We start from the raw sequence: 5,077 nt of genomic DNA on the forward strand, positions 1-5,077 counted from the left end.
GTCTCTAATGGCTGTCAACTCACCAAGTATGGATTCTTTAGAACGGTTTTGGATTATCCGTCCTTCATGCTCGGTGATTGAACAAAAAGAGCAGCCACCGAAGCATCCACGCATAATATTGACCGAGGTTTTGATCATATCGTAAGCCGGAATCTTGGCTTTGCCATATTTAGGGTGCGGAATCCGGGCATAAGGCAGATCAAAAACATAATCCATCTCTTCGGTGGTTAATGGAATCGGCGCTGGGTTTACCCAAAGTTCACGGTTACCATGGCTTTGAATCAGAGCGCGGCCTGAATAAGGGTTGGTTTCTAAATGCAGTACACGGCTAGCATGTGCGTATAAAATACGGTCGTTGATCAACTTTTCATAAGAGGGTAAACGAACGGCTGTCGTTAGCGAATCATGGCGAGAAGCCCGGATGGTAATCGGTTTGGCTTCGATTTCTGCGGTGTCCGATTTCGTGTCGCATAGCGTTTCAACGTCGTAAGGATTGGTTGGCACAAAAGGTTTGCCCGGTTTATCAATACGCGAGGAATCGATGATGGTAAAACCGTCGGGAGCGTGCGGTAGGTTTATCGCAGTACCACGAATGTTGGTCATGGTCGCTATCGGCTCGCCATTTGCAAGTCGATGCGCAACCTCCACTAAAGCGCGTTCAGCGTTACCAAATAGGAGTATGTCCGCTTTGGCATCAAACAGTACCGAACGACGAATCTTATCGGACCAATAATCATAATGCGCGACACGTCGTAAGCTCGCTTCAATGCCACCAAGAACAATAGGAACCTCTTTATACGCTTCACGGCAGCGCTGAGAATAGACTAAGGTAGCACGATCTGGACGTTTCCCACCTTCATTATTGGGGGTGTAGGCATCATCATGGCGCAGCTTTTTATCTGCGGTATAGCGGTTGATCATGGAGTCCATATTGCCCGCAGTGATACCAAAAAATAGGTTGGGCTGACCGAGAGCCATAAACGCGCTTTTATCTTGCCATTCTGGCTGGGCAATGATCCCAACTCTAAATCCTTGAGCTTCAAGTAAGCGACCGATGATAGCCATGCCAAAACTAGGGTGATCGACATAGGCGTCTCCGGTGACGATAATAATGTCACAACTGTCCCATCCTAAAGTCTCCATCTCTTTACGTGAAGTTGGAAGGAAAGGAGCAATACCAAAGCATTCCGCCCAGTATTTTTTGTGTTCATTTATTTTCTTTACAATCATTTAGTTGACTCTTACTCTCATGGCTTTGGGCAAAGGTGGGGCACATTATTGGGTATACCGGGTCTGTCACCCTAATTTTATTTTGACCTTTGAGTGGTTGCTATTGGTGAAAAAATAGGCCACATAAAATAGCGCAGCAGTTTACCATGTTATTGGCAAAGTACACCTACTTCTGTGTGGTAAAAAGTAACTGAGTGGCTGTGCCGATTGAAAAAGCCAAGCAGGGTAAGCTTGGCTTTTTTTATCGGCTAGTTGGGTAGCATGATGCTAATTTGTTTTTTACTCCCATCACCAAAAATTTGTAATGCTCTTTGATGCATTTCCTGAGCGGTAATACTTTGAGCGGTCGCTTCAATATTCATTAAGGCTTCAAAACCATAGCCATGGGTGATATAGCGGTTGAGCATGAAGGCCATCTGTTCCGGTTTATCCTCTATAGGTTTAAGTGCCACGATTAATTGTTTAGCGACCGTCTGAGTCTCTTCTTCACTAATACTCTGCGTTAAACTGGTGATCACTTCTTGAAAAGCTTGTTCTGTTTGTGCCACATTTGCAGGGGCCACATGTGCAATCATCAGCCAATCAGAATAGGGTTCGCCATCCTTATTAATTACGTAAATCATGGGGGTATAATCCAATCCTTTACTTTCTCGGATATTAGCGAGTAATTTTTGGTTGACTAAACGGTGTAGCATGTCTTCGAGGAAGATTTTTTTAGCACTTTGGTTGGATACATCAGATGAGACATAACGATGAATGACGACGGCACTATCTTCAGTATTGATGGTCTTTTCTATTCTGTTGACCAGTGAAGGTTTAAAGTGTGGATTAATCTCGACTGGTGGTTGGGCAATGAGTGGGATATTGGCAATGTACTGACGTAACAGTGGAGTGATGTCGGATGGGGCAATATCACCAACAATAATGAGGTTGAACTTTCCCTGTTTAAACAGCTGTTGATGGACGTTAAGAACTTGTGTTCGAGTCGGTGTGGGTTGGCCTACTAAATAGCGCAGTTGCTGATAACTATCCTTACTATAAGAGGCGAGATTGATCTCATTGGTAAATTGGCCTAGTGGCGTGGTCAAAAATTGGCGCAAGTTTTCTTGCTGAGTTTGTGTTACTGCAGCCAATTGCGCATTATCAACCTTAGGTGCGGTGGAATATTGATGAATTAAGGCCAACGCGTCATCTAAATCTGGCTTATTGACGTTTATATTTAACCAATGTGTGGTCGTGTCTATAATGAATTGCATAGACATATTTTTTCTTTTCATATAACTGTCAACCTGTGACCCATCCATGCTGCCAATCCCTGAACGAGTTAAGACCATTGGCGTAATATCAACGGCTGAATAAAGTTCGCTGGGTAATGAGGCTATTCCACCGACACGGCTATAAAAAAGGTGCAGCTGATTTCTATTGTTATAGGTTCTATAGAGATAAACATTGACGTTATTTTCGAGTTGCCATTGCACGATCTCGGGATCGCTATGAATCGATTGGGATGTGATAATTTCCCCAGGCTGCGTTGGCTGGTGTAAAATGGTATCAACATCCGCTGCATTCAATTGCGTCCCGCGACGTTTTCTTAATTTTTTTAACTGGCTCAATTCATCGGTAAGTTGTTCCAGGTTCTCTTGTTTATCTGCCCCAATAATGATGGCAGCATCACCGTTCAGTAACTGTTTTAAACGTTGATTAACCTGCTCTATGGTTGCGGTATTGAGTAGTTGTTTGAGGCCATATTGAAAGTCGAGAGTACTCTGCAGGACTTGTTGGTTGGTTATCGCCCAAATGCGATGATTGGCATGTTGATTGGGTAATAAGTCATATTTATTTTGTGCTGCATACTGGAGATCATCTTTGAATGGATGCAGCTGAGCCTCTAATTCTTCTTGTGTGACACCAAAATCACGCAGTGAAGAGAGTGTTGATAAGATTAGTTCTTGTACAAGAGAGCGTTGTTGGTAGGGGAATGTACTACCAATCAAAGTATAGCGTTGATCAAGTACAGGATAGTTCATGGCATACAATTGTGAATGCAGCTGGGCGCTGTCACGAAATACCGTTTTTAGGCGCTGATCAATTAATTGTTCAGCAATATTATCTAATCGATGGTCTAATAACTGCTCGTGAGTCGTCATAGAATGACGGCCTCGACCAATCAGTAATGAGAAGCTGGCATGTTCGCCAGTTGCTACGTGTGCAACGTAGTCTTGCAGGTTTTGTTGGCGTTTTTTTACCGGTTCTGGTCGAGGCGTTGTGCCTTTCTGCCAACTGGAAAAATAGCGTTGAATCCATTCCTCGCCTTGAGCTAGTGTTAGATTACCGGTGATAACGACTTCTGCTAATTGAGGTTGATACCATTGTTGATAAAATGCTTGGAGATCTTGTGCTGTGGCTTGCTGAACCTGTACCTTCGTGCCCAGCACGTCATGTTCTGCATAATCGGTTGTTGCAATCAAATGCTCATAATATTGTTGTTCTAATGGTTTTTCTTCCCGATAGCGGTGGCGAAACTCACCCATAATTACCCCTTTCTCTTTCTCGACTTCTTGCGGAGAGAAGGTGAGTCCATCGGCAATATCTCTAAACCAAAGTAATGCTTTATCTACGGCGAGGTTGTCGGGTAAGTCGAGTGTATAAACGGTTTCTTGATAAGTGGTATAGGCATTAAGATCGGGGCCAAAGCTAGCTCCTGCTTGCTGTACCATGGTAATGACATCATTATGGGCATAATGGAGGCTGCCATTAAATGCCATGTGTTCAACAAAGTGTGCATAGCCAGCTTGTGTAGGGGATTCTTGCAATGAGCCGGTATGAAAATATAGGCGAATCGATACCGCTTGATGATGATCTGGATAGATGTGGTAGGTGAGTCCATTCTCGAGTTGCCCAGTTACCCATTGTTGATCGGATTGTAAAGGGGGAGATGGCTCTTGTGCCATGCAGCCAAGTAAGGGGAGGCAAAGCATGCTTGCTAATAACAGTTTTTTCATCATAACCTCTTATTTTTGTCTTAACTATAAACAAATACTCAAGCTGTGTGTTCTGCGAACAGTTGATTTTCGGTACAAATAACGAATCCAAGCCATAGCAATGATAAAACAGTCAGTGGCGCATGATGTGAGCGGTAGAAGTGTTGAATTCGTGGGTAAAGCGGTAGGCAAAATCGAATGGCTTTTGGTATCATCGTCCCAAATTTTCCGTTAATGAAGAATGTATGCTTGATTCCTTACTGAGCGTTATGGCCCCCATGTTGCTTGGCACGCAATTATTACTGACATTAGTATTGGTGAAAGGTGATATCTGTCCAGGTCAACGTGGCCGGTTACATAAAGTATTACCCGCGTTAGCTATCTTATGGCTTGCTGTCGCTTCACTGAAAATCGAGGTGTGTTTAATTGTCTTTGCTTTGCTTTATTTTTATTCTCAAGTGCAAACCAAAAAGACACGCCATGAAGGGCCGCTGTGGGTTTTGTACCTTGCCGATGGGTTAGCTTTGGCATTTGTGGCTATATTGATGGGGCAGTCGCTGAATGGTTCAATGGCCATTACACTATTGAGTCTGATATTTTTACTCGGTGCGTTATTTGGCCATTTGCTATTGACGATCGCTAAAACTCGTCTACAAGCTTTTCACCGCATTTTACCTGTGGTGGGGATTTTATCGGCAATGGTGACAACGCTCTGCATTGTACCTTACGCATATCAACTTGAGGCTGAGCAGCTTTCAGCTATGATCCAGCCACTACTGGTGAGCTTTTCGTTATTGGTCGCGGGTATTTTTGCTTGGTGTTGGCATTTACTATTAGTAAAACCTGTGACCAAAGTCTCCTTATTG

General features: G+C 43.6%; 3 protein-coding genes. 1 reads left to right on the forward strand and 2 read right to left on the reverse strand.

What is annotated here, in order from left to right; translation table 11 throughout:
• The coding region (locus tag B7C60_RS19545; protein ID WP_245869508.1) for a YgiQ family radical SAM protein at window positions 1–1,230 on the reverse strand (1,230 nt) is incomplete at its 3' end.
• A gap of 248 nt (window positions 1,231–1,478) precedes the next feature.
• The gene (locus tag B7C60_RS14585) at window positions 1,479–4,235 is read right to left on the reverse strand and encodes a M16 family metallopeptidase (protein ID WP_099612286.1); all 2,757 of its coding nucleotides are present in this window, start codon (window positions 4,233–4,235) and stop codon (window positions 1,479–1,481) included.
• A 221-nt stretch (window positions 4,236–4,456) separates the two neighbouring features.
• Here B7C60_RS14585 and B7C60_RS14590 point away from each other — a divergent pair.
• Window positions 4,457–5,077: hypothetical protein (locus B7C60_RS14590; protein WP_245869510.1), on the forward strand; the 621-nt coding region annotated here is incomplete at its 3' end.

Origin of the sequence: Vibrio fujianensis, assembly GCF_002749895.1 — a bacterium.
In the GTDB taxonomy this organism is placed as follows: Bacteria; Pseudomonadota; Gammaproteobacteria; order Enterobacterales; family Vibrionaceae; genus Vibrio; species Vibrio fujianensis.